We start from the raw sequence: 24887 nt of genomic DNA on the forward strand, positions 1-24887 counted from the left end.
TGCGCGGGGGATGCCCCCCGCCACCCCCCGCCATTTCGGAAGCCGGTCCCGGTCGGGGCCGGCTTCCGTCGTATTCGGGCTTGCGACGGTTCGACCGTGCCGCGCCTTGTTGTAAATCGGCAACAACTCCAGGTCATGGCGGCGACAGGTTCGGCGGACGCCGCGGCGCCGTGGGCGAGACAAATTTTGGCCCAACGGCACGCGTCATGCTAAGCCGACCCCGTTGCTGGGGAACCCGCTTTTTCCCTAGGGTTCCCGTATTCGGGAAGGGCGTTTTCGACACATGTCCTCACTCACCATGTCCCTCGGGACGATGTCCCCTCGGGGTTCGGCCTCGCCACCGGGCCGGCGCCCGGCGGCGCGCGCGATGCTCCTCGCCTGGGCGTTGGCCGTTCTGGTCGTCTGCTTCGCGCGTCCGGCCGAGGCGCAGCTCTTCGGCGGCGGTCAGGACGACCGCAGAACCGCCGAAAACGCGGTGCGCATCAACCAGCTCGAAAACCAGATGCGCAGCCTCAACGGTCAGATCGAGCAGCTCACCTTCCAGGTGAAGCAGTTGCAGGACTCGATCACGCGCATGCAGAAGGACTACGAGTTCCGTCTGCAGGAGATCGAGAACGGGCAGGCCGGCGCGCGCAAGCCGCCGCAGAAGAAGTCGGAGGCGCCGGTTCAGCCGGCGCCTGCGGCCCCAATCTGGCGACGAATGCGCCGCTCGGCGCCTCGACCGCAATGGTCGGCGAGGGGGACGACAACGCGACCTATCGGGGTGGCCAGCCGGTCGCCTCGGCCTCGGCGCCGCAGCCGGGGCTCGGTGCGCCGCCCGCGACCCTCGGGGAGCTGCCGGCGGACGACCAGATCGGCGGCGTCATCGGCGGCGCGGCGCCCTTCGATCTCGGCGCCCAGGCGCGCGGGACGAGTGCCCAGAATTATCCGACGAGTGGCTATCCGGCGAACGGCTATCCCGCCGCGCAGCAGCCCTATCCGCAGGGCGGGCTCGCGCCCGATTCGATGCCGCGCAGCCGCTACACCGAGCAGGCCATGCCGCCCGGCGTGCGCACGGGTCCGTCGGCTCCGGCCGGTGCGCCGTCGCAGCCGAACGACACACGCATTCCCGGCGTCAATCCGCGCTATGCGGCCGTGCCGCCGACGGCGAGCCCGCGCGACGAGTATGATGCGGCCTACGGCTACATCCTCAACGGCGAATATGCGCTCGCGGAGACCAGCTTCCGTGCTTTTCTCAGCAATCATCCGACCGACCGGCGCGTCGGCAGCGCGCAGTACTGGCTCGGCGAGAGCTACATCGCGCGCGGCATGAACCGCGAAGCGGCGGATTCCTTCCTGAAGAGCTACACGCAGTTCCCGGACGGCCCGAAGGCGCCGGACAGTCTGCTCAAGCTCGGCCTGTCGCTGAACGGGCTCGGCGAGAAGAAGGCGGCCTGCGCGACCTACGAGGAGCTGCTGACCAAATATCCCAAGGCTACCAAGGCTGTGCGTGATCGGGCGCAGGCCGAGAAATCCCGTGGCAAGTGCTGACGGCCCGACGCCGGGCTTCTCCTCCGCACCGACCGACGACGAGCTCGCACGCCTGTTCGATGGCCTGCTCGCCGCCCGTGGCATTGCGCTCGCCGTTTCCGGCGGAGCCGATTCGACCGCGCTCCTGTTTCTGTTTCACCGCTGGCATGCCGCGCGCGAGGCCGCGCCGCCGGCGTATGTCTTTACCGTCGATCACGGCCTGAGGGCCGAGGCCGCGCGCGAGGCGGCGGCGGTCGGGCGCATCGCGGAACGCCTGGGCCTGCCGCATCGCACGCTCCTCTGGGACGGCGACAAGCCGGTGGCCAATCTCCAGGCCGAGGCGCGCGGCGCGCTACCGGCTGCTCAGCGAGGCGGCCTGGACGCATGACTGCGACACGCTGTTGATCGCCCATCACGCCGACGATCAGGCGGAGACATTCCTGCACAATCTCGTGCGCGGCAGCGGCGTCTACGGGCTGGCCGGCATGCCGGCCCTGCGGCGTGCCGGACCGGTCACGCTGCGCCGGCCGCTCATCGACTGGCCGAAGGCGCGGCTCCGGGCCTTTCTGCGCGGTATCGGCGAGACCTGGGTCGAGGATCCGTCCAACGCCGATCCGCGCTTCGAGCGGGCGCGGTTGCGCGCGCTCGAAGGCGTGCTGGCGTCCGAGGGGCTGACCCGGGACCGGATCCTGAAGACCGTCCGGCAGATGGCGCGGGCGGCGGAGGCGCTCGACCGCACGGTCGACGACCTGTTCCGCTCGCATCTGGATCTCGATCAGAGCGGCGTCGCCGGTCTGCCGCAGGCGGTCTATGCGGCCGCGCCGGAGGAGATCCGGCTGCGCGGCCTGGCGCGCCTGATCCGGCTGATCGGCGAGGCCGAGCACACGCCGCGGCTGGAGCGCCTCGAGACGCTCGACCGCGCGCTGGCGACCGGCGGCGACGGCACCGTGCGCACGCTCGGCGGCACGGTCGCGGTGATCCGTCGCGGCCGGGTCACGATCGGGCTCGAGCCGGGCCGCGAGGGGCTGCCGCGGTTCACGCTCATGCCGGGGGCGAGCGCGCACTGGGCCGGTGGCGTATCGGTTGCGCTCAGGTCCGATGCGCCCGACCCGGTCGAGGTCGGCCCGCTCGGCACGGACGGCTGGACGCGGCTGGCGGCGGAGCTCCGCGACTCGCTCGCCGTGCCTGCTCGATTTCTCCATGCCCTGCCGGCAGCATTCGTCGACGGCCGGCTGCTCGCCTGTCCGGCGCTCAGGCACCGCCTTGCGACGAATACGCATGCGCCGGATGCGTTCACTGTGTTCCTCGACGGCAGCGAAGGCTTTCCGTCCACAGGGCTTTCGCCGTTTCGCACCGCCTCGGCGGCGTGAGCGGGTCTTGGCCGCCGGAGCGTGGAACGTGTGGACGGTAACGAATTTGACATTCGGCAGGCGCCAAGACGGCTCGTCAGCTTGGCATTCGTGGCCACGGGACCTATCTTATGAGGCGGGCAGGGGAGGCGCGTGGTCACGCGTCCCTCGCTGTCCGCTATGGGAACTTCGATGAACGCCAATTTCCGGAACTTCGCCCTCTGGGTGATCATCGGCCTACTGTTGATCGCGCTCTTCCAGTTGTTCCAGAACCCCGGACGGGGCTCGGGTGCGACCGACATCCCTTATTCGCAGTTCATCGACGAGGTGAACCAGGGCAAGGTCAAGCAGGTCACCATCACCGACTCGCAGGTCTCGGGCAGCTACAACGGCGGGGGCACGTTCCAGACCTATGCGCCGCCGAACGCGCAGTATGTCCAGCTCCTGACCGAGAAGCACGTCACCGTTGGCGCACGGCCGCCGGGTGAGAACTTCTCGATCGTCGGCGCGCTGATCTCGTGGTTCCCGATGCTGCTGATCATCGGTATCTGGCTGTTCGTGATGCGCCAGATGCAGGGCACTGGCGGCAAGGCGATGGGCTTCGGCAAGTCGAAGGCCAAGCTCCTGACCGAGGCGCACGGCCGCGTGACCTTCGAGGACGTCGCCGGTGTCGACGAAGCCAAGGAGGATCTGCAGGAGATCGTCGAATTCCTGCGCGATCCGCAGAAGTTTCAGCGCCTGGGCGGACGCATCCCGCGCGGCTGTCTGCTCGTCGGCCCTCCGGGCACGGGCAAGACGCTGATCGCGCGTGCGGTTGCGGGCGAAGCCAACGTGCCGTTCTTCACTATCTCGGGTTCGGACTTCGTCGAGATGTTCGTCGGCGTCGGCGCCAGCCGCGTGCGTGACATGTTCGAGCAGGCGAAGAAGAACGCGCCCTGCATCATCTTCATCGACGAGATCGACGCGGTCGGTCGTCACCGCGGCGCCGGTCTCGGCGGCGGCAACGACGAGCGCGAGCAGACGCTGAACCAGCTGCTCGTCGAGATGGACGGCTTCGAGGCGAACGAAGGCATCATCATCATCGCCGCGACCAACCGTCCGGACGTGCTCGACCCGGCGCTGCTGCGCCCCGGCCGCTTCGACCGGCAGATCGTCGTGCCGAACCCGGACGTCAATGGCCGCGAGAAGATCCTCAAGGTCCATGCCCGCAAGGTGCCGATGGCGCCGGACGTCGACCTGCGCGTCCTGGCGCGCGGTACGCCGGGCTTCTCGGGCGCGGATCTGATGAACCTCGTCAACGAGGCGGCGCTGCTCGCCGCGCGCCGCAACAAGCGGCTCGTGACGATGAGTGAGTTCGAGGACGCCAAGGACAAGGTCATGATGGGCGCCGAGCGCAAATCGATGGCCATGTCCGAGGAGGAGAAGAAGCTGACCGCCTATCACGAGGCCGGCCACGCGATCGTCGGCCTGTCGGTGCCGGCCGGCATCCCGGTGCACAAGGCGACTATCATCCCGCGCGGCCGCGCGCTCGGCATGGTCAAGTTCCTGCCCGAGGGCGACCGCTACTCGATGAAGTACAAGGAGTTCACCTCGCAGCTCGCGGTCGCCATGGGCGGGCGCGTGGCCGAGGAGATCATCTTCGGCAAGGAGAACATCACCTCGGGCGCCTCCGGCGACATCGAGCAGGCGACCAAGATGGCCCGCGCCATGGTCACCCGCTACGGCTACTCCGACGAGCTCGGCACGGTGATGTACGGCGAGAACCAGGACGAGGTGTTCCTCGGCATGTCGGTCTCCCGCCAGCAGAACATCTCCGAGGCAACCGCCCAGAAGATCGACGCGGAGGTTCGCCGCCTCGTCGAGGAGGGCTATGCCACCGCCAAGAAGATCATCTCCGAGAAGCGCGAAGAGTTCGTGGCGGTCGCCGAGGCGCTGCTCGAATACGAGACGCTGACCGGTGACGAGATCAAGGATCTGCTCGCCGGCAAGAGGCCCTCGCGCAACGACACGCCCGACCAGCCGGCGACCCGATCGTCGTCGGCCGTGCCGCCGGCCGGCACCGCGCCGAAGCCGCGCGACCTCGGCGGCGAGCCGGAAGGCGGCCTGCCGCAGCCGGGCTGAGGCGGTGGTTCTCTGATTTGGTTCGAAAACGCCCGCCGATAGTTCGGCGGGCGTTTTTGCAAGTAGGATCCGGACGTGCCGCGGAGGGATGGCGCGTGTGCCCGGCGGTTCCGAGATCGCTACCGGCGCAGGCGAGGGATTTCATGGCCGGAAGGCCGGATTTCCGCGCGTTTGACACGGTTTGAAATCAATTTTGAAATCTTGTCTGTCAGACTTGCGCTAAGAAGCGCATGTCCCGCGCGTCGAGATGCGGCGGGACAAGTCTACCGCCGGCAGGGACGAGGACACACGGAATGACGCGCAAGTATTTCGGCACCGACGGGATTCGCGGCACCGCCAACCGTTGGCCGATCACGCCGGAAATCGCGATGAAGACCGCGATGAGCGTCGGTCTCGCCTTCCGCAACGGCGCCGAGCGCCACCGTGCCGTCATCGGCAAGGACACGCGGCTGTCGGGCTACATGATCGAGACCGCCATGGTCGCGGGCTTCACGGCGGTCGGCATGGACGTGTTCATGACCGGCCCGCTGCCGACCCCGGCGGTCGCGATGCTGACGCGGTCGCTGCGCTGCGACGTCGGCGTGATGATCTCCGCCTCGCACAATCCCTTCGCCGACAACGGCATCAAGATCTTCGGGCCGGACGGCTACAAGCTCTCAGACGAGATCGAGGCCGAGATCGAGGCGATGATCGAGTCCGATCTGACCGGCCGCCTGGCCGCACCGTCGGACCTCGGGCGCGCCAAACGCATCGACGGCGTCCATGACCGTTACATCGAATTCGCCAAGCGCACGCTGCCGCGCAATCTGTCGCTCTCCGGCCTGCGCGTCGTGATCGACTGCGGCAACGGCGCCGCCTACAAGGTCGCGCCGGAGGCGCTGTGGGAGCTCGGCGCCGATGTCGTGCGCATCGGCGTCGATCCGGACGGCTTCAACATCAACCGCGACTGCGGTTCGACCGCGCCCGACCTCCTGCGCCGCAAGGTGCACGAGGTGCGTGCCGATATCGGCATCGCGCTCGACGGCGACGCGGACCGCGTGATCATCGTCGACGAGAAGGGCAACATCGTCGACGGCGACCAACTCATGGCCGTCGTCGCGCAGTCCTTCGTCGAGGATGGCCGGCTCGCCGGGCCGGGCATTGTCGCGACCGTCATGTCCAACCTCGGGCTGGAGCGCTTCCTCGGTGGTCTCGGGCTCGGGCTGAAGCGCACCAAGGTCGGCGACCGCTATGTCGTCGAGGCGATGCGCGCCCACGGCTACAACGTCGGCGGCGAGCAGTCCGGCCATATCATCCTCAGCGACTACGCGACGACCGGCGATGGGCTCGTCGCGGCGCTGCAGGTGCTCGCCGTGGTCAAGCGGCTCGGCAAGCCGGTGTCGGAGGTCTGCCATCGCTTCGATCCGGTGCCGCAGATCCTCAAGAACGTCCGCATCGCCGGCGGCAAGCCGCTCGAGGACGACCGCGTCAAGGCGACGATCGACGATGCCGAGAAGCGGCTCGGTAACCAGGGCCGTCTCGTGATCCGCCCGTCCGGCACGGAGCCGCTGATCCGCGTCATGGCGGAGGGCGACAATCAGGATCTGGTCGAGCGCGTGGTCGACGACATCATCGACGCGCTGAAGAAGGTCGCGGCCTGACGCGCTTTTTCGAGCTGAGACAAGAGCTTGGCCTGCCGAACACGCGGGACGGCCGGCTCGCCTTTTCGAGGATCTCCCGCCGGCGAAATCTCCGCTTTGCGGTGCCGGGCTCGCGCCGCTCGCCGGTTCTTCTCTGCGAGGAAAGTAAAGGTCTGTTAACGTTAAAAGTCTTGGTTAAGATATACGGTTAAGGCAGCTTTAAGGTTTGACTGTCAACGTTGTGACCAATTTCGGGACGTCCGGCTCCGTCGGCCGACACGATTGGGACAACGGTCATGGTCAGTATCAAGCAGATCGTTTTCGCCGCGGCGGCAGCCGGGTCGGCACCGTTCGCCGCCCATGCGGCAGACATGAGCTTTTCGCCCCCCATCATCGCGGAGGAGGCGATCCCGCAGGAGATCGGCAGCGGCTGGTATCTGCGCGGCGACGTCGGCTATTCGGTCGCAGCCAAGCCGTCGGTCTCGTTCCCGGCGGACCAGACGGTCGGGCTTTCCAATGTCCGCACCAGCAATCAGCCGGTGTTCGGCATCGGCGCCGGCTACAAGTTCAATGAGTGGCTGCGTGCCGACGTGACGGCCGACTTCCTGTCCGACCGGAAGATCAACTGGTCGCGGGCCGGCGGCTGCTACGGCATGGTGTCGTGCCCGTCGGATGTGTCCAACTCGGCCACGCAGTCGATGTATCCGTTCCTTGCGAACCTCTACCTCGACCTCGGCAATTACGAGGGCTTCACGCCCTACGTCGGCGGCGGTCTCGGCGTCGCCTTCGTCCGAACCCGCCAGGCGAGCTATAGCCAGAGCGCGGTCACCAACTCGACGCCGGGCGCGACGTACATTGCGGCTAACGACATCACCTTCGCCACCAAGGAGCGGTTCTCCTTCGCGGCCGCGGCGATGGCGGGCTTCTCCTACGACCTCGGCAGCGGCATCGCGCTCGATGCGGGCTACAAGTATCTCTATCTCGACAAGTCGGAGGCGGCGCCGGGTCGGGAAACGATCACGACGGTCACCAACGCGAACCCGACCGCCAATCCGGCGACGGCAGGGTCCACGTCGACCCGGATCGTCGATGCACCCGGCGTCGTGCAGTTTCGTGATCATTCGTTCCATCAGTTCCGTGTCGGTCTTCGCTACTACCTGAACTGATTTTCTCCGTACTCGTGCACTCGTCGGCCCGGGCAGATCTTGTCGATCGGTCCGGGTCCTTCGTTTGGCCCTGCCCTTACGTCCGATCCCCTAGTATCGGCAAGATGGCGGGCACCGGTTTACGATCGATTAACCATCTTCGTGTGAAGTCGGGGCGAGATATTCAAGCCGGAATCGTTCGATTCGCGCGCGTCGTCGCCAGGGAACGGGATTGGACCCATGAACAGAATCGCTCTTCATCTCATCGCGGGGGCGGCGTTCTGCGGCCTCGGCACGGCCGCTCTCGCGGCGGACTACGGGGCGCCGATGCCGGGTCCGGGACCGGCGCCGATCATCACGCCCTATGCCGAGCCGGCGGGCGGGTGGTACCTGCGCGGCGACGTCGGCGTCGGCGCGACGAGCTTCGGTGCCTGGGAGGAGACCTCTCTGGTCGCCCCTGCGGGTGGCGTGGCGGCGTGGAACTCGCGCTCGATGTCGGGCACGACCTTCCTGCGCGGCGGTGTCGGCTACCAGTTCAACAGCTACCTGCGCGGCGACATCACGGCCGAGTATCGCACCGGCGGCTCGATGCACGGCGTGAACTACATCTACAACGGCAACCGCACCTTCGCCGACGCGGTGAACGGCCATTGGTCCTCGACCGCGGTCATGGCCAATGCCTATGTCGATTTCGGCGAGTTCTGGGGCCTCACCCCGTTCGTCGGCGCCGGCGTCGGCATGGCCTACAACCAGCTGACCGGCCTGCAGGATACGGGCGTCGGCGCCAACAACCTGGGTGCCTTCGGCCGGTACGCCGACGGCGGCAAGGCGAACTTCGCCTGGGCGCTGCACGCCGGTCTCGGCTACGAGGTCAACCGCAACCTCAAGCTCGAACTCGGCTATCGCTACATGAACATGGGCGATGCCAAGAGCGGCGTGCTGACCTGCTACAACGGCACCGGCAGCTACCAGAACTGCAACTCGTACCTGACGACCAAGAAGCTCGTCTCGAACGACATCCATATCGGCATGCGCTGGATGCTCAATCCGCCGCCGCCGCCGGTGGCGCAGCCGATCCCGGTCTTCGCCAAGAACTGACGCGGTCGCCGGTGCGCCGGCGCTCCGAATTCTCTTCGCTTCAATCGGGCGCGCGCCGAACGGTGCGCACCCGTTTCGCGTTTCGGGGCAGGCGGGCGGAGGACGAGGGTTGGTTCGGGGGCGACCGTCTTTCGTCGAAAATCGACATCCGTGCGATTTCTGATCTTGCGTCCGGCGTCGAAGCAGCTTAACCACGGCGCCGGGACACCCCTCCCCACCGAGGGGCGCCCATCTGAGAGGATGGATCAAGATGACTGCAGCAGTCCGCCCGGGCGCGAAGCCCGCTGTTCCGCATTTTTCGTCCGGCCCCTGTGCCAAGCGTCCCGGTTGGTCGACGCAGGCCCTCGCCGATGCGCTCGTCGGACGCTCCCATCGCTCGAAGCCCGGCAAGGCCAAGCTTCTCGAAGCGATCGAACTCACCCGTGAGATCCTGAAAGTTCCTGCCGACTACAAGATCGGCATCGTGCCGGCGTCGGATACCGGCGCGGTCGAGATGGCCATGTGGTCGATGCTCGGCGCCCGCGGCGTCGACATGGTCGCCTGGGAATCCTTCGGCGAAGGCTGGGTCAGCGACGTGGCGAAGCAGCTCAAGCTCGCCGACGCCCGCACCATCACGGCGCCTTATGGCGAACTGCCGGATCTGACGCAGATCGACACCAAGACCCGCGACGTGGTGTTCACCTGGAACGGCACGACCTCGGGCGTGCGCGTGCCGAACGCCGACTGGATCGCCGCCGACCGCGAAGGCGTCGTCATCTGCGACGCGACCTCGGCCGCTTTCGCCCAGAACCTCGACTTCACCAAGCTCGATGTCGTGACCTTCTCCTGGCAGAAGGTGCTCGGCGGCGAGGCCGCGCACGGCATGATCATCCTCAGCCCGCGCGCGATCGAGCGGCTGGAGACCTACAAGCCCGCCTGGCCGCTGCCGAAGATCTTCCGCATGACCAAGGGCGGCAAGCTCATCGACGGCATCTTCGTCGGCGAGACGATCAACACGCCGTCGATGCTGGCGGTCGAGGACTATCTCGACGCGCTGAAGTGGGCGAAGGCGGTCGGCGGCCTCGACGGCCTGATGGCCCGCGCGGACGCCAACTACAAGGTCATCGCCGACTGGGTCGAGCGCACCCCCTGGGTCGCCAACCTCGCCAAGGTGCCGGCCACGCGTTCGAACACCTCCGTCTGCCTCTCGATCGTCGATCCGGAAGTGCCGGCCGATCAGATCGGTGCCGTCGCCAAGCAGATCGTCTCGGCGCTCGAGAAGGAGAAGGTCGGCTTCGACTTCGGCGCCTATCGCGATGCGCCTCCGGGCCTGCGGATCTGGGCCGGCGCCACGGTCGAAGCGGCCGATCTCGAGGTCTTCACCCAGTGGCTCGACTGGGCCTTTGCTGAAGCCAAGGCCGCGGTGAAGCAGGCCGCCTGAGCGGTCCTCGCGCTTCCAATCTCCCAACGACACCGGTTTCCCCTCGCGGTTCGAGGCCGACCTTCGGTCGCTGCCTCGCCACCAGGGAAGACCTCTCACCCGGCCGTGGATCGCCGGCGCTGCCGCGCCGCGGCCGTATTCCCGATCATCGGGCACGACCCGGATCCCTTCACGGCGAGGCGCGAGCCTTTGGACCAAGAGGGGGCGGGGCTTAGCCCGGCACTCATCGCAGAGGTTGCACCATGGCTCCGCGCGTTCTGATTTCCGACAGCCTGTCCCCGACCGCCGTGCAGATCTTCAAGGATCGCGGCGTCGAGGTCGACTACCAGCCCAATCTCGGCAAGGACAAAGAGAAGCTCGCCGAGATCATCGGCAACTATGACGGCCTCGCCATCCGCTCGGCGACCAAGGTCACGGCCAAGCTGCTCGAGAAGGCGACGCGCCTCAAGGTCGTCGGCCGCGCCGGCATCGGCGTCGACAACGTCGAGATCCCGGCGGCGACCGCCAAGGGCATCATCGTGATGAACACGCCCTTCGGCAATTCGATCACGACCGCCGAGCACGCGATCGCGCTGATGTTCGCGCTCGCCCGCGAGATTCCCGCCGCCGACGCCTCGACCCAGGCCGGCAAGTGGGAGAAGAACAAGTTCATGGGCGTCGAGATCACCGCCAAGACGCTCGGCGTGATCGGCTGCGGCAACATCGGCGGCATCGTCGCCGACCGCGCGGTCGGGCTGAAGATGCGCGTGATCGCGTTCGATCCGTTCCTGTCGCCGGAGCGCGCGATCGAGATCGGCGTCGAGAAGGTCGAGCTCGAGGAGCTCTTGCGCCGCGCCGACTTCATCACGCTGCACACGCCGCTGACCGAGAAGACCCGCAACATCCTCTCGGCCGAGGCGATCGCCAAGTGCAAGAAGGGCGTCCGGATCATCAACTGCGCCCGCGGCGGTCTCGTCGACGAAGTGGCGCTGCGCGCCGCGCTCGATAGCGGCCATGTGGCCGGCGCGGCCTTCGACGTGTTCGTCGAGGAGCCGGCTACGACCAACCCGCTGTTCGGCCACCCGAACGTCGTCTGCACGCCGCACCTCGGCGCCTCGACCACCGAGGCGCAGGAGAATGTCGCGCTGCAGGTCGCCGAGCAGATGGCCGACTACCTGGTCAAGGGCGCGGTCTCCAACGCGCTCAACATGCCGTCGATCACGGCCGAAGAGGCGCCGCGTCTGACGCCCTTCGTCAAGCTCGCGGAGATGATCGGCTCGTTCGCCGGACAGCTCACCGACACCGACATCACCGGCATCCGCCTCGAGTACGAGGGCGACGTCGCCACGATGAACACCCGCGCACTGACCGCGGCGGCGCTGACCGGCGTCTTGAAGCCGCAGCTCGAGACCGTCAACATGGTCTCGGCGCCCGCGGTCGCCAAGGAGCGCGGCCTCGGCGTCGAGGAGGTCCGCCGCGAGGAGCAGGGCACGTTCGACAGCGTGTTCCGTCTGACCGTCAAGACGGCCAAGCAGGAGCGCTCGGTCGCCGGCACGGTGTTCGCCGACGGCAAGCCGCGCATCGTCGAGATCAAGGGCATCCAGATGGATGCCGAGTTCCAGCCCTCGATGCTCTACGTCACCAACAAGGACAAGCCGGGCTTCATCGGCCGGCTCGGCACGCTGCTCGGCGACGCCGGCATCAACATCGCGACCTTCGCGCTCGGCCGCCAGGCGGCGGGCGAGGACGCGATCGCGCTGGTCGCGATCGACGGCGCGGTCGACGCCGACCTGCTCGACAAGGTGCAGGCGCTGCCGAACGTCGTGCAGGCCAAGCGCCTGCGGTTCTGATCGCCGATCGGATCGATCGAACAGAAAAGGGCCCGGCAACGGGCCCCTTTTTCGTGTCGACGGTATCGATGGGCTCAGGCGCCGCGCGCTCTTTCGGGTGCGTCCGTGCCGCGCAACCGGCGCCGGAGCGCCCGCGCGAGCCGGCCGTCGATCGCGACGAGGCCGGCGGTGATCAGGACGACGCCAACGAGATGCTGCAGCGCCAGTCTTTCGCCGAGGACGAGCGCACCCATCAGAATCGCGCTCGGCGGGATCATCAGCGTCACGAGCATGACGTTGGTCGCGCCGGCGATGGTGAGGACGCGGAAGAAGATCACATAGGCGATCGCCGTCGAGGTCACGGCGAGCATCAGGATGCTCGCCACGGCGGCCGAACTCGGCACCGGCAGCGTCCAGGGGCGATCGACCAGCAGCATGGCCGGCAGGAGGATCAGGGCCGAAGCGGTGAGCTGGCCCGCGGCGGTGGCGATCGGCGGCCGGCCGCGGAAGCGCCGGCTCCAGAGCGCAGCGAAGCCGTAGCAGAGGCAGGCGCCGAGGCAGGCGAGTTCGCCGGCGATATGGTCGCCGAGGCCGGCGAGCGCATCGACGCCCATCATCACGGCGACGCCGACGATGCCGAGCAGCACACCGGCGACGCGGTTCGGGGTCGCCTTGTCGTCGGTCGTGAACAGATGGGCGATGATCACGCCGAAGATCGGCGTCGTGGCGTTGAGGATCGAGGCGAGACCGGTGCCGACCGTCTTCTGACCCCAGACGATCAGCACGAAGGGGATCGCGTTGTTGAGCAGACCCATCACCAGGAAGTCGATCGCCGCGCGCCGGTCGCGTGGGATCCGGATCCGCAGTGCGATCGCCACCGCGAGCAGGATGGCCGCGCCGATCGCGATGCGGAAGAACACCACCGTGATCGGCGGCACTTCGACCACGACGATGCGATTGAACAGGAAGGTGCTGCCCCAGATGATCGACAGGACGGTCATCAGGGCCCAGGCGATCAGCGGCATGACGTTCTCCGTGTGTTCTCGCGGTTATGCCATCCGCCCCGCGTCGCCGCCACCCGTTTTGCGACATGCGCCGCGAAAGAGGCGGACGGCGGCCTCGCCCCGTCCCGAGATCGTCCGGCCGCTGCGCGGCGTCCGGGTGCTCAGGCGCGCTGCACCCAGACGATGCCGCCGATGACCAGCACCAGCCCGGCGGCGTGATACCAGCCGAAGGGTTCGCCGAGCAGCGCGACGGCGAAGGCGGCGCCGAATACGGGCACCAGATTGGCGAAGACGCCGGCACGGGCGGGCCCGATCAGCGTGACGCCGCGCATGTAGAACAGTTGCGAGATGAAGGAGGGGAACAGCGCGATGAAGGCGAGCACGGCCCAGCCTTTCGGCGTCGGCCATTGCAGCGTGCCCTCGAAGGCCTCGATCGCGACGAGAGGGACGGAGGTCAGGCAGGCGAACCCCGCCATGGCGGCGAAGATTCCGATGCCCGATGCCTCCGGCCGCCGCGTCAGCGCGATCGTATAGAGCGCGTAGCCGAAGCAGGCGGCGAGGATCATCAGGTCGCCGATGTTGAAGGTCAGGTGGCGGATGACCGCGAGGTCGCCGCGACCGGCGACGATCAGCACGCCGGCGAGCGTCGCCGCCATGCCCAGCGCATGACCGAGCCGGATGCGGGTGCCATGCAGCACGGCGGAGATGACGAAGACGAAGACAGGGATCGCGCCCTGCAGGATCGCGAGATTGACCGCGGTCGTGTAATGGGCCGCTAGGTAGAACATGGCGTTGAAGCCGGTGTAGCCGCCGGCGCCCATCAGTGCGAAATAGGGCAGGCGCTGGCGCAGCACCGGCCAGTCGGCGACGAGGCGGTCGCGGTAGAACAGCGCCAGGATCGCGACCACCATGATCCAGCGCAGGAAGGTCAGCGCCATCGGCGACACTTCGCCGACCGCGAGGCGGCCTGCGTTGGTGTTGGCGCCCCACATGGCGGCAGTCAGCGTCAGAAGCACATAGGCGTTCTGGTAGAGCCCGCGCGGCGCCGGCTCGGCGTTGGTGGTCATCTGTCCCGGCGTTTCCTCTTGTGGTTCTCCGAGACAAAGGCGGCAGCCGGGGCGAAAGTAAAGGTCGGGGCGGCGCAGGACCGTCATGCGCGCCGCCTCCGGAACTCTGCCGGGGCCTCAGTCGAAGGCGGGAAGCGCGAAGCGGTCTTCGGCGGCGAGCGTCACGCGATTGCGGCCGCCGGTCTTGGAGACGTAGAGCGCGACATCGGCGCGCTTCAGGGCGTGTGCGACCGGCTCGCCCGGCCGCAGCAGCGTCAGGCCGAGGCTGATCGTCACACGCAGTTCGGGATGCGCGGGCACCAGTTCGGCCGCCGCGACGGCGGCGCGCAACGCATCCGCAGCCTCCTCGGCCGCGGCGAGGCTGGAGCCGTCCAGAACGATCGCGAATTCCTCACCCCCGAGGCGGCCGACCAGACGGCCCCGGTTGCGGGCGACCGCGCACAGGCTGCGCAACACGACGTCGCCGACGTCGTGGCCCCAAGTGTCGTTGATGCGCTTGAAATAGTCGACGTCGAAGATCGCGATCGCGTGGCGGGGGGCCCTCTCTTCGATCAGGCGGTTGAGACGTCCGAAAAAGGCACGGCGGTTCAGCGTCTCTGTCAGCGAATCGATCGTCGCCGTGCGGACCAGCTCACGCTTGAAGTTCATCAGACGCTCGGCGGAGCGGAGACGGGCGAACAGCTCGATCTTGCGGAGCGGCTTGCTCAGGAAGTCGTGGGCGCCGTTGTCGAGCGCCTCCGCGAGCCGTTCCTCGTCGCGGGTCGACGACATGGCGATCACATAGAGCGGACGCCCATTGTCGGCGAAGGATCGCGCCTTGGCACAGAGTTCGAGGCCGGATTGGCCCTGGAGCTCGAAGCCCGTGATCAGGACGTCGATGCTCTCGTCGCTGGTCAGACGCTCAATGGCCTCTCTGCCGTCGCGGAAGCATACGCAATTATGCCCCGACTCGCTCATGAGTTGAGACATGAGCTCGAGCACCGCGTAACTCGAGTCGACCAGCATGATGTTCATGGCGGTTGTTTCTGATCCCTATATTACCCTGGTCTCGCGACGCCGGGCGGCCCGACCGATTCTAGGCTCCGTCAATGATCATATCTTTAATGGCTATGCGGAGAGATCGCCGCTGTACTTGACGGTCTCGAAGATCGATACGGGGCCAAGTCGGAGTCGCCTCGCCGGGCCAATGCCGCTATAGTCCGCCGGCTTCGAACGGGGCGGCCGGTTGCCGGACCGCTTCGAAGCCAGCCCGAGCCGCCGTGCCGTCATCCGGGGTTTCCGTCGAAAACCCGATGCGGACGGTGTCGCGCGCGTGCTCGCGCGGCGGCGCGTATCGAGGCTCGAACGTGATTCGGTTTTGGAAGGTGATGCAAGATGGCCAACGTGGTCGTGGTCGGTTCGCAGTGGGGTGACGAGGGCAAGGGCAAGATCGTCGACTGGCTCTCGGAACGCGCGGACGTGGTGGTCCGCTTCCAGGGCGGCCACAATGCCGGCCACACGCTGGTCATCGACGGCATCTCCTACAAGCTGTCGCTGCTGCCCTCGGGCGTGGTGCGTCCCGGCAAGCTGGCCGTGATCGGCAACGGCGTGGTGCTCGACCCGCATGCGCTGGTCGCCGAGCTCGGCCGCATCGAGGCGCAGGGCGTCAAGGTCGGACCGGAGACGCTGCGCATCGCCGACAACGTCACGCTGATCCTGTCGGTGCACCGCGAGCTCGACCAGATGCGCGAGCAGTCGAACGCCGGCACGCGCATCGGCACGACCGGCCGCGGCATCGGCCCGGCCTACGAGGACAAGGTCGGCCGCCGCGCGATCCGACTGATGGACCTCGCCAATCTGCCGGCGCTCGAGGCCAAGATCGAGCGGCTCTTGTCGCATCACAACGCGCTGCGTCGCGGCCTCGGCGCGACCGAGATCTCGGTCAAGGCGGTCTACGACGAGCTCGCCTCGGTCGCCGACAAGGTGCTGCCGTTCATGGAGCCGGTGTGGCGGCTGCTCGACGAGCGCCGCCGGGCGGGCGACCGCATCCTGTTCGAGGGCGCGCAGGGTGCGCTGCTCGACATCGACCACGGCACCTATCCTTATGTGACGTCGTCGAACACGGTCGCCGGCCAGGCCGCGACCGGCTCCGGCCTCGGACCGGGGGCGATCGGCTATGTGCTCGGCATCACCAAGGCCTATACGACACGCGTCGGCGAGGGGCCGTTCCCGACGGAACAGACCGACGAGATCGGCGATTTTCTCGGCACGCGCGGCCACGAATTCGGCACCGTGACGGGCCGCAAGCGCCGCTGCGGCTGGTTCGACGCGGTGCTGGTGCGCCAGACCGTGCAGGTTTCGGGCATCAACGGCATCGCGCTGACCAAGCTCGACGTGCTTGACGGGCTGAAGGAGATCAAGATCTGCGTGAAGTACCGTCTCGACGGCCGCGAGATCGACTATCTGCCGGCCTCGCAGGCCGAACAGGCGCGGGTCGAGCCGGTCTATGAGACCCTCGAGGGCTGGTCGGGTTCGACCGCGGGCGCGCGCAGCTGGGCCGACCTGCCGGCGCAGGCGGTCAAATATGTCCGGTATGTCGAGGAGTTGATCGGGGCGCCGGTCGCCATGCTTTCGACAAGTCCGGAGCGCGAGGATACGATCCTGGTCCAGGATCCGTTTCAGGACTGAGGCGGATCTGCCTTGGCCTTGGCCGTCCGTCGGGCCGATCGAGCGGGGCTCCTCCACAGGGGCTCTTGCCGGACGGCGCGAGGCATGGTCCGCTCTCCCCCGGGCTTTGACAATGTGATGCAATCCTTTATGCCATATCCGTGATTTTAACCGATGCCAGCGTGCGGTTGTCCCCTCGGGTCGATCGCACCGGCAAGACGAGACTTCGGGAAGACGTGATCGAAGGCCGCGGGGGTGCATTGGGCAGCCCGCGCGGCTCCTACCGGCAGGCGCGAGGCGGTCAGGGGTCGAACATGCGACCTTTGGTGGCTTCGCTCGTTGATCGGGATGTTCGGCGGTCGCTCCACACGGCGACGGGCCGGCCGACCGTGGAAGTCGTGGCGACGGGCGACGGCCGGTCGACACTGCAGATCGGGATCCGGCGCATTTGCCGGTTCCGCCAGGGGAGACGATGGCCGACTACTATGCGATCCTCAAGCGAGCGATCGGAGCCTTGCCGGAGCCGACCGGCGAGGTGCGTCGTGCGGTCTACGAGAAGGCGCGCACCGCCCTCGTCAATCAGCTCAAGGCCTTCGACCCGCCGCTGACCGCGTCGGAGATCACCCAGCAGCGCCTGCAGCTCGAGGACGCGATCCGCAAGGTCGAGGCGGAGGCGGCCAAGGGCATTCTGAAGAGCGCGCTCGACCGCGCCGCCGCGCAGCAGCGCCCCGCCGTCGCGCCGCCCGCGCCGCAACCGCCCTATCCGCAGCCGACCGGCCAGCCGCCGGCGTCCCCGATGCCGGCCCCCGGCGCTCCTCAGTCGGCAGCGCCTCAGACCTTCACGCCGCCGCCGTCCTATCAGCAGCCGGCTGCGTCTCAGCCGGCACCCCAGCCGACGTCGTCGTTCGAGCCGCCTCAGCTTTCGGCCCCGGCACCGCGGCCGTCGTTGACCCCGCCGGGCAGGCCTCAGACGGGCGCCGCGGCGCAGCCTGCGGCCGAGATGCCGCGTCCGGCCGCGCCCGCGCCGGGCCCGGTCGGGATGCCCGCCGGCCCAGTCGCCGATCATGCCGCCGCGCAGAGCGACTTCGCCGTCGGCATGGGCCGCGCGTCCGGCCGCGACACCGGCGTTGCCGCCGGAACCGCGGCGCTCGTTGCCGACGCGCCGACGCGCGACGCGGCGCAGGAGCCGGTCGCGCGGACCGAGGACACGGCCGGCGCGAGCCCGCTGCGCCGATCGGTTTCGGAAGCCGGACCCCTCGGCATGGCGGCCGCGGAGGCGAGCCGGCATGCGCGCGACGTGCTCGCCGCGCCCGACACCGGCATGGTGCCGCCCGACACCAAGCCGGCCGAAAAGAAGCCGTTCATGGCACGTCGCGCCAAGGCGCCGGCGGAGCCGAAGCCGTCGCGCGAACGTCGCCGCGCTGGGGCCGGGCTCGAGGCCGAGGCGACGCCGCGCCGATCGAAGCTGCCGTTGCTGGTCGGTTTCCTGGTCGCGCTGCTGGTCGTCGCGATCGGCGGCGCCGTGGTCTGGACCCAGCGCGAGGCGATCACCGCCTATCTCGACAAGGTCGGCGCGCGTCCCCAGACGACCAACGGCGAGAAGCTCGCGCCGAAATCGAACGACCGGCTCGGTGCCGACGACAGCGGCGCGCCGGCGAAGCCGCCGGGCGCCACGGTGAAATCCGTGCAGACGCAGACCGTCACGCCGCCGGCCGAGACGCCGACGCAGACGCCCGATTCGGCGCAGTCGCAGCCGCCGCAACAGCAGGCAAACGCCGGCGGTAGCGCGACCGCGCCGTCCGCCGGATCGCCGGCGACCACCATGCCGTCGACGCCGCCCGCCGTGCCCTCGACACCGGTGCCGCCGGTCGCGCAGAAGGCCGTGCTCTATGAGGAGGGCACCAACGGTCAGACGCAGGCGCAGGTCACGCAGGGACGCGTGGTCTGGCAGGTGACGCGCGAGAACACCGATCCGACCAAGCCGCCCGTGACGCTGCTCAAGGCGCGGGTCGAGATCCCGGAGCGGAACATCTCGCTCAACATCGTCATGCACCCGAACGCCGACCAGTCGTTCCCGGCCAGCCATCTGATCGAGATGAAGTTCATGACGCCGCCCGATTTCGACGGGAAGAGCATCGTGAACGTGCCGGGCATGATCATGAAGAACACCGAGCAGGATCGCGGCGAGCCGCTGACCGGCGCTTCGGCCAAGGTCTCGAACGGCTATTTCTGGATCGCGCTCGGCGCCAATCCGGCCGACCGGACCAAGAACCTCAGCCTGATCAAGGATCGCGGCTGGATCGACATTCCGATCCTCTACGAGACCAACCGGCGCGCGATCCTGACGCTCGAGAAGGTCGGCGCCGGCGACCGGGTCGTCGCCGATGCGTTCAGCGCCTGGGGGCAGGGCGGCTGAGATCGGGCAACCCGGACGGCCGAGGCCGTCCGGCGCATGCGGTGAAGGCCGCCCGTCGCCACGTCGGCTGCGCGGGTCGGCCGCCGGCGCTCCAAAATGTCTGCGGTTCCCTCGCGGCGTCGTTTCGGCGATAAAGGACGCAACGAGAAACAAGGAAACGCCGCGGTCGCCATGGTCATCAAGCAGCTCGTCTATCTGGTCGCGCTGGCGCGCGAGCGTCATTTCGGACGGGCGGCTACGGCCTGCGGTGTTTCCCAGCCGACGCTGTCGGCGGCGCTGCGCCAGCTCGAGGACGAGCTCGGCGTGCCGATCGTCGAGCGCGGCCATCGCTACAACGGCTTGACCGCCGAGGGCGAGGAAGTGCTCGCCCACGCGATCCGGATCCTGTCGGAATGCGATTCGCTGCGTCAGAGCCTCGCGGCGCAGAAGGGCGACCTGACCGGCCGCCTCCGGCTCGGGGCGATCCCGACCGCGCTGCCGATCGTGCCGCGCGTGACCTTTCCCTTCACCGCCCAGCATCCGTCGGTCACGCTCGCGATCCTGTCGCACACCTCGGCCGAGCTGCAGCGCGGCATCGACAATTTCGAGATCGACGCCGGCATCACCTATATCGACAACGAGCCGTTCGACCGGGTGATCGCCAAGCCGATCTACATCGAGGAATACGTGCTGCTGACCGACGAGGTCGGGCCATTCGAAGGCCGCGAAACGGTCGGCTGGGAGGAGGCGGCGGCGCTCAGGCTCTGCCTGCTGACCCCGGACATGCAGAACCGGCGCATCGTCGACTCCGTGTTTCGCAAGATCGGGCGCACGCCGACCGTCTCGGTCGAGACCAACTCGATCTTCAATCTGATGAGCCACACCGGCGCCGGGGCGTGGTCGAGCATCGTGCCGAAGCAGCTCGTCACCCATTTCGGCCAGCCGCCGGGCACGCGCACGCTGGCGCTGGTCGATCCGGTCGTGACCCACCAGATCGGCATCGTGGTCGCCGACCGTGATCCGCTGCCGCCGATCGTCCGGGCGATCTTCGATTCCGCCGTCTCGCCGTGAGGCGGCAGCGGCCGGGCTGCCGGTCGCTTTGCCGGCTCCCGGACCGGGCCGGACTATGCTAGGACGCGGCGTCGCGGTGTCGCGCCGCCCCGTTTCTTCAGAGTTGCCCGATGGATCGTCCGACCCGCCGCCTGCCTTCGTCCGTGTTCGCCTATGAGGCGGGCGTGCTCACGCTCGAGGGCGTCAGCCTCGCCGCCATCGCCGAGGCGGTCGGCACGCCGTTCTACGTCTACTCGGCCGGCCGGCTGCGTGAGCGTTACCGGGCGCTCGCGACCGCGCTCGCGCCCTTCGACGTCGACATCCATTTCGCCGCCAAGGCCAATTCCAACCGCGCCGTACTCGCGGTGCTCGCGGCGGAAGGCGCCGGCGCCGACATCGTCTCGGGCGGCGAGCTGGCGCGCGCGCTGTCGTCGGGCATCCCGGCCGCGAAGGTCGTGTTCTCCGGCGTCGGCAAGACCGAGGACGAGATCGCGGCGGCGCTCCGGGCCGGCATCCACCAGATCAACGCGGAATCCTACGAAGAGCTGCATCTGATCGACCGGATCGCGGGTGAACTCGGCCTGGTCGCGGAGGTCGCGCTCCGGATCAATCCGGACGTCGACGCCGAGACTCACGCCAAGATCACGACCGGCAAGAAGGACAACAAGTTCGGCATCGACGCGGATCGGCTGGCCCGGCTCGACAACGAGGTGAAGGGTCTGGCCAACCTCAAGATCGTCGGCCTGGCCATGCACATCGGCTCGCAGATCCTCTCGGCGAAGCCGTTCCTCGCCGCCTATGGCCGCATCGCCGAGCTGACGCGCGAGCTGCGCGGCCGCGGCTTCGACATTCAGCGCCTCGATCTCGGCGGCGGCTTCGGCGTGCCTTACGAGAACGAGCTCGAATTCTCCTTCGACGATCTCGCCGCCGCGATCCGGACCACGGTCGGCGATCTCGGCTGCCGGCTCTCGGTCGAGCCGGGCCGCAGCCTGGTGGCTGATGCCGGCGTGCTGGTCAGCCGTGTGACGCTGGTCAAGGATGCGAGCCCGATGCAGTTCGCGGTGCTCGACGCGGCGATGAACGATCTCGTCCGCCCGGCCATGTACGACAGCCATCACGACATCGTGCCGGTCAAGGAGCCGGTGGCCGGTGTCCAGGCGGTCGAGTACGATGTGGTCGGCCCGATCTGCGAGAGCTCCGACACGTTCGCCAAGCGGCGCAAGATGCCGCCGGTCGCGGCCGGCGATCTCGTCGTGCTGGCGACGGCGGGCGCCTATGGGGCGACCATGTCGTCGACCTACAATTCCCGCGCCCTGATCCCGGAAGTGCTGGTCGACGCCGGCCGCTTCGCGGTCGTGCGCCGGCGCGTCACGATCGAGGAACAGATGGGCTGGGAGCGCCTGCCGGATTGGGCCGCGGCGCCGGCGCTGAGCGGATCGCGCGCGGCGGAGTGATTGAGCGCCCGAGCCCGCAGAGCGGCTCCACGGTTCGGAACGAAAAGGGCGGCGATCGCGTGATCGCCGCCCTTCCTGTTGCAGGCGTCCGAACCGTTACTTCGGCGCGACGGCGTAGGTCTCCAGCAGCGGGATGTCGACGATCAGGCCACGCTCCTTGAGGAAGGCGGCGAAGCGCTCGTAGCGGCCGGCGTCGAGCGCGGCCGGGCGCTTGGCGAAGCGCGGCAGCGTGTCGAAGAAGGCGCGCTTGTTCAGCTCGTCGTCGAGCTTGGCGTCGGTCTTGCGGAACAGCGCCCAGGCCTCCTGCGGGTGGTTGGTCAGCCAGAGCGTCGCCTGTTCGACGGCCGTCAGGAAGCGCTTGAGGCGCGGATCGCCGAGCTTGTCGGCCTTGGCGAGGTAGATCAGCTCGTCATAGGGCGGCACGCCGTGCTCTTCGGGGAAGAAGGTCCGGGCGCGCTTGCCCTGGAGTTCGAGCTCGGTCGCCTCGAAGTTGCGGTAGCCGCCGACGATGGCGTCGACCTGACCGGAGAGCAGCGCGGCGGAGAGCGCGAAATTGACGTTGATCAGCGTGACATCCTTGATGTCGACACCCTCGCTCTTCAGCATCGCGGTCAGGATCGCGTCCTCGAAGCCGGAGACCGAGAAGCCGATCTTGCGGCCCTTCAGATCCTTCAGGCTCTTCACCGGACCGTCTTCGAGCACCATGACCGTGTTGAGCGGCGTCTCGACCAGCGTGCCGAAGCGGGCGAGCGGCAGGCCCTCCTTCACCGACAGATGAAGGTCGGGCTGGTAGGAGACCGCGACATCGGCCTGACCGGCGGCGACCAGACGCGGCGGCGCGGCCGGGTCGGCCGGCGGGATGATCTCGACGTCGAGGCCCTGGGCGGCGAAGAAGCCCTTGTCGCGCGCGACGATCAGCGGTGCGTGGTCCGGATTCACGAACCAGTCGAGCACGACCGAGAGCTTGTCAGCCGCGACCGCCGGGGCGGCTCCGGGCAGGGCGAGCGCCGTGGCGACCGCGAGCGCGGCAAGGATGCGTTTCATCATGAGGGATCCTCTTTGCGGGTGTGATCGGATGAGGGGAGGGGCGCCGTCGGGCGGACGGCGCAGGGAGGGAGACCGTCAGTCGTGCTCGGGGAGCCAGGGCACCAGGCGGCGCGTGGCGCGATCGACCGCGAGCCGGAGCACGACGGCGAGACCGGCGACGATGACCAGGGCGGCGAACATCAGGTCGGTCTGGAGCCGCGCGTTCGCGTGGATCATGACGAGGCCGAGCCCGTTCGAGGCCCCGACCCATTCGCCGATCACCGCGCCGATCGGGGCGACCGCGGCGGCCATCCGCAGGCCGGAGACCAGCGAAGGCATTGCCGCCGGCAGCCGGATATGGGCGAGCCGCTGCAGCGGGCTCGCCCGGTAGAGGCTCGCGAGATCGAGGAGGCCGGGATCGGTGCGCGAGAGCCCGTCATGGAAGGCCGAGGCGACAGGGAAGAAGATGATGATCGTCGCCATCACCACTTTCGAGGTCAGGCCGAAGCCGAACCAGAGCACGAGCACCGGCGCGACCGCGAAGACCGGCAGCGACTGCGCCACGACGACCAGCGGCATCATCAGTTTGCGCGCCGGCGCCGAGACCGCCATCACGAGCGCGGTCGCGATGCCGAGCGCTGTGCCGGCGAGAAGGCCGAGGATCATCTCGGTCGCCGTCACGGCCGTGGCGGCGGCGAGATCGGGCAGGCGCAGCCAGAGCATGGCGGCGACGCGGTCCGGCCCGGGCAGCATGAAGGCAGGCGGCCGGAACACGAGCACCGCGAGCCACCACAGGCCGATCAGCGACACGCCGACGAAGGCGAGATCGCGGAGGAAGCCGAACCGCCGCGGCGGCGTTGCCTCGGGATCATCGCCGCTGAGCGGCACCGGGGGCGCGCGGCATCGGGCCGAGCCGCGATTGCGCGGGCCTCGGGCGAGGTCGCCGGATCGGCGTTCGGCACCGAGATAGGATGGGCGTGGATATGCTGGGATTGCGTCTTGTCGAGCATCGGTTCCCGTCCCTTCGCCGGCATGACCCGGATCAGGTTCAAAGGGTCCGACGCTCCGGTTCGTGCTTGCGCCGTTAGCCGGCGCGGGCACGAACGATCGTCATCTCAGCTCGGTTACGGACGAGCACCCCTCGGAACGGCGCGACAATGGCCGAAGCCGATCCGGCGCGCAAGCCCGTTTGCGGGGTATGGGCGGCGGGTCTGCGAAGGATGCGGTCTCGCCGTCAGGGGCATGTCAGGGGCATGTCGGGGGCTGGGAGCGACCCGTCAGCCGGCCGGTCCGCGCGCGGTAACATGCTCGGGGCCGGGGAAACGCCGGTTGCGGACGTCGTCGGCATAGGCCTCGACGGCCGAGGCGATGGTGCCGGAAAGATCGGCGTAGCGTTTGACGAACTTCGGCGTGAAGTCCGAGAACAGGCCGAGCATGTCGTCGTTGACCAGCACCTGGCCGTCGCAGGCGACCGAGGCGCCGATGCCGATGGTCGGGATCGCGATCTTCGCGGTGATCTCGGCCGCCACCTCTTCGATGGTGCCCTCGATCACGACGGCGAAGGCGCCGGCCTCGGTCACCGCCTCGGCGTCGGCGAGCAGCTTCGCCGCGCCGGTGCCGCGGCCCTGGGTGACGAAGCCGCCGATCGCGTTGACCGACTGCGGCACGAGGCCGATATGGCCGAGCACCGGGATGCCGCGCTCGACCAGGAAGCGGATCGTCGGCGCCATCTCGACGCCGCCCTCGATCTTGACCGCCTGGGCGCCGGCCTCCTGCAACACGCGGACGCTGGTGCGGAACGCCTGTTCCGGGCTCTCCTGATAGGTGCCGAACGGCAGGTCGGTGACGACGAGCGCACGCTTCGAGGCGCGCACGACGGCCTCGGTGTGGCGGATCATCATCTCGAGCGTGACCGGCACGGTCGTCTCGTAGCCGTAGATGACCATGCCGAGGCTGTCGCCGACCAGGATCAGGTCGACATGCGGATCGAGGAGCTTGGCGATCGGTGCCGTGTAGGCGGTCAGGCTGACGATCGGCGTCTTGCCCTTGGCGCGACGGATGTCACGGACGGTCAGACGCTTCTTTTCGACGACGACACTCATCGGGGTTCCCGCGGCGGCCGGTTACGATTGCACTGCAGCGAAGACATAATGCCTTGCCGTGCCAAGTGCTAATC

The 24887-nt window shown here is 68.3% G+C and carries 19 protein-coding genes and 1 riboswitch; of the genes, 13 read left to right on the forward strand and 6 right to left on the reverse strand.

What is annotated here, in order from left to right:
* Positions 1-726: 726 nt before the first annotated feature.
* From ybgF to serA, 9 genes are all read left to right on the forward strand, one after another.
* Positions 727-1530 carry a tol-pal system protein YbgF gene (gene ybgF, locus ABS361_00565; protein ID XBY44839.1) on the forward strand — a complete coding sequence of 268 codons (804 nt, stop codon included), beginning with the start codon at positions 727-729 and terminating at the stop codon, positions 1528-1530.
* Complete coding sequence (locus ABS361_00570; protein XBY44840.1) at positions 1490-1897, forward strand: ATP-binding protein; 408 nt, start codon at positions 1490-1492, stop codon at positions 1895-1897. Before ybgF ends, ABS361_00570 begins: the two co-directional genes overlap by 41 nt.
* Positions 1869-2879 (forward strand): tRNA lysidine(34) synthetase, encoded by a 1011-nt coding sequence (locus tag ABS361_00575; GenBank protein ID XBY46998.1) that lies wholly within the window; start codon positions 1869-1871, stop codon positions 2877-2879. The genes ABS361_00570 and ABS361_00575 overlap by 29 nt, the downstream gene beginning before the upstream one ends.
* 171 nt (positions 2880-3050) lie before the next feature.
* A complete protein-coding gene (ftsH, locus tag ABS361_00580) occupies positions 3051-4979 on the forward strand; it encodes an ATP-dependent zinc metalloprotease FtsH (protein XBY44841.1) in 1929 nt (642 codons plus the stop codon).
* Between the two features lie 293 nt (positions 4980-5272).
* Complete coding sequence (gene glmM, locus ABS361_00585; GenBank protein ID XBY44842.1) at positions 5273-6619, forward strand: phosphoglucosamine mutase; 1347 nt, start codon at positions 5273-5275, stop codon at positions 6617-6619.
* Between the two features lie 275 nt (positions 6620-6894).
* Positions 6895-7764: an outer membrane beta-barrel protein gene (locus ABS361_00590; GenBank protein XBY44843.1), complete on the forward strand. Its 870-nt coding sequence runs from the start codon at positions 6895-6897 to the stop codon at positions 7762-7764.
* A gap of 219 nt (positions 7765-7983) precedes the next feature.
* Entirely contained in the window at positions 7984-8841 is an 858-nt protein-coding gene (locus ABS361_00595) for an outer membrane beta-barrel protein (GenBank protein XBY44844.1), read from the forward strand.
* A gap of 250 nt (positions 8842-9091) precedes the next feature.
* Positions 9092-10261 carry a phosphoserine transaminase gene (locus ABS361_00600; protein ID XBY44845.1) on the forward strand — a complete coding sequence of 390 codons (1170 nt, stop codon included), beginning with the start codon at positions 9092-9094 and terminating at the stop codon, positions 10259-10261.
* A gap of 242 nt (positions 10262-10503) precedes the next feature.
* Positions 10504-12090 carry a phosphoglycerate dehydrogenase gene (gene serA, locus ABS361_00605; protein ID XBY44846.1) on the forward strand — a complete coding sequence of 529 codons (1587 nt, stop codon included), beginning with the start codon at positions 10504-10506 and terminating at the stop codon, positions 12088-12090.
* 74 nt (positions 12091-12164) lie between these two features.
* On the opposite strand, the gene ABS361_00610 is transcribed toward serA, so the two are convergent.
* The 3 genes from ABS361_00610 to ABS361_00620 all read right to left on the reverse strand — a co-directional run bounded on the left by ABS361_00610 (position 12165) and on the right by ABS361_00620 (position 15154).
* On the reverse strand, positions 12165-13094 hold the full coding sequence (locus ABS361_00610) for a DMT family transporter (protein ID XBY44847.1): 930 nt from the start codon (positions 13092-13094) through the stop codon (positions 12165-12167).
* A gap of 140 nt (positions 13095-13234) precedes the next feature.
* Positions 13235-14140 (reverse strand): DMT family transporter, encoded by a 906-nt coding sequence (locus ABS361_00615; protein XBY44848.1) that lies wholly within the window; start codon positions 14138-14140, stop codon positions 13235-13237.
* Between the two features lie 117 nt (positions 14141-14257).
* A complete protein-coding gene (locus ABS361_00620) occupies positions 14258-15154 on the reverse strand; it encodes a diguanylate cyclase (protein ID XBY44849.1) in 897 nt (298 codons plus the stop codon).
* A 360-nt stretch (positions 15155-15514) separates the two neighbouring features.
* On the opposite strand from ABS361_00620, the gene ABS361_00625 reads away from it, so the two are divergent.
* The 4 genes from ABS361_00625 (at position 15515) to lysA (ending at position 21685) form a co-directional block, all read left to right on the forward strand.
* Positions 15515-16807, forward strand: coding sequence for an adenylosuccinate synthase (locus ABS361_00625; protein ID XBY44850.1), 1293 nt, complete (start codon positions 15515-15517; stop codon positions 16805-16807).
* 451 nt (positions 16808-17258) lie between these two features.
* Positions 17259-19202 carry a hypothetical protein gene (locus ABS361_00630; protein XBY44851.1) on the forward strand — a complete coding sequence of 648 codons (1944 nt, stop codon included), beginning with the start codon at positions 17259-17261 and terminating at the stop codon, positions 19200-19202.
* Positions 19203-19373: 171 nt separating this feature from the next.
* Positions 19374-20252 (forward strand): LysR family transcriptional regulator, encoded by an 879-nt coding sequence (locus ABS361_00635; GenBank protein ID XBY44852.1) that lies wholly within the window; start codon positions 19374-19376, stop codon positions 20250-20252.
* A gap of 110 nt (positions 20253-20362) precedes the next feature.
* Complete coding sequence (lysA, locus tag ABS361_00640; protein ID XBY44853.1) at positions 20363-21685, forward strand: diaminopimelate decarboxylase; 1323 nt, start codon at positions 20363-20365, stop codon at positions 21683-21685.
* 96 nt (positions 21686-21781) lie between these two features.
* On the opposite strand, the gene ABS361_00645 is transcribed toward lysA, so the two are convergent.
* The 3 genes from ABS361_00645 to panB all read right to left on the reverse strand — a co-directional run bounded on the left by ABS361_00645 (position 21782) and on the right by panB (position 24813).
* Positions 21782-22729, reverse strand: coding sequence for an ABC transporter substrate-binding protein (locus ABS361_00645; GenBank protein XBY46999.1), 948 nt, complete (start codon positions 22727-22729; stop codon positions 21782-21784).
* 78 nt (positions 22730-22807) lie between these two features.
* Positions 22808-23521 (reverse strand): ABC transporter permease, encoded by a 714-nt coding sequence (locus ABS361_00650; GenBank protein XBY47000.1) that lies wholly within the window; start codon positions 23519-23521, stop codon positions 22808-22810.
* Positions 23522-23713: 192 nt separating this feature from the next.
* Positions 23714-23863, reverse strand: a riboswitch (TPP riboswitch).
* Between the two features lie 125 nt (positions 23864-23988).
* On the reverse strand, positions 23989-24813 hold the full coding sequence (panB, locus tag ABS361_00655) for a 3-methyl-2-oxobutanoate hydroxymethyltransferase (protein ID XBY44854.1): 825 nt from the start codon (positions 24811-24813) through the stop codon (positions 23989-23991).
* Between the last annotated feature and the right edge of the window lie 74 nt (positions 24814-24887).

Source organism: Ancalomicrobiaceae bacterium S20 (assembly GCA_040269895.1).
GTDB classification, from domain to species: domain Bacteria; phylum Pseudomonadota; class Alphaproteobacteria; order Rhizobiales; family Ancalomicrobiaceae; genus Methyloraptor; species Methyloraptor flagellatus.